The sequence below is a fragment of the Nostoc sp. DedQUE02 genome (assembly GCF_034531035.1).
Classification (GTDB): Bacteria; Cyanobacteriota; Cyanobacteriia; order Cyanobacteriales; family Nostocaceae; genus Nostoc.
The window spans coordinates 1-817 of record NZ_JAVRBY020000150.1; the positions used below are offsets into that span (position 1 = coordinate 1).

At 46.5% G+C, this 817-nt stretch carries 2 protein-coding genes; both read left to right on the forward strand.

The features are described 5' to 3' along the window. Positions 1 to 557, forward strand: a 557-nt coding sequence (locus RMX98_RS36260; RefSeq protein WP_409882001.1) for a tyrosine-type recombinase/integrase, incomplete at its 5' end; no start/stop codon positions are given. Next, positions 554 to 706 carry a hypothetical protein gene (locus tag RMX98_RS36265; protein WP_409882003.1) on the forward strand — a complete coding sequence of 51 codons (153 nt, stop codon included), beginning with the start codon at positions 554 to 556 and terminating at the stop codon, positions 704 to 706. The genes RMX98_RS36260 and RMX98_RS36265, both read left to right, overlap by 4 nt. The last annotated feature ends 111 nt before the right edge of the window (positions 707 to 817 follow it).

An 817-nucleotide genomic window follows, 5' to 3' on the forward strand; every position in this document is an offset into this window, starting at 1 on the left:
CTGCGGTTATTTCTAATGATGACTATGCCAAAATCAGAAAAAAGATTAGAACTGATAGGTATAAATTACTTTGGGATTTGGCATGGTACACCGGGGAAAGATGGGGCGCTCTGGTGCAACTTAAGGTAAGTGACGTTTACTTACCCAACGGACAAGTAAAAAAGAAACTAATTTTTCAAGCTTTGATCAGAAAACATCGCCCCGATGGTACAGCTGATAATGTGATTATCCCCGTTCACGAAAATTTGAAAGCATCTCTTGAGGCGTTTGAATGCTGCGGCAATAGCTTGTGGCTTTTCCCTTCAAGGTGCGGAACTAAGCCTATCACCTGGCGCAATGCATACGGCATACTTCAAAGAGCCACTGAAAGGGCGGGAATGACTGCAAAGGGGATCTCTACTCACACCACCCGCCGGACTGTAGTAAACAAACTCCGAAGGAACGGAACCGATAAAGCAATCATTCGCCAAATCACCGGACACCGAAGCGACAGGGGACTAGATCCTTACTATGAAATTGAGATGGATGAAGTCGAGGGCGCGATCGCAACTCTATGAACCCCAACCTCCTATTCCTCCAAATCGAAATATTCTTTGAGCGCCTCCAACAAGGGGAATACGATCATCCCTTGCACTTGGCTATGGCACTAGAAAATCTGAGTAACCAGGCATGGGAGGAAGTTGACCGAGTTTATCCAAACCTGTGACAAACCGCAGTGGAGCGGATAAGCTCATTATTCATCACGCTCACGGATGCAACAATGGCGATCGCACTCAAGAAGGCAAGCGATCGCTTTTTATTGGGCATTGGGCATTGG

Bases quoted from the DNA above. Each gene is read 5' to 3' on its own strand.
- RMX98_RS36265 (WP_409882003.1), top strand. From the start codon at position 554: ATGAACCCCAACCTCCTATTCCTCCAAATCGAAATATTCTTTGAGCGC.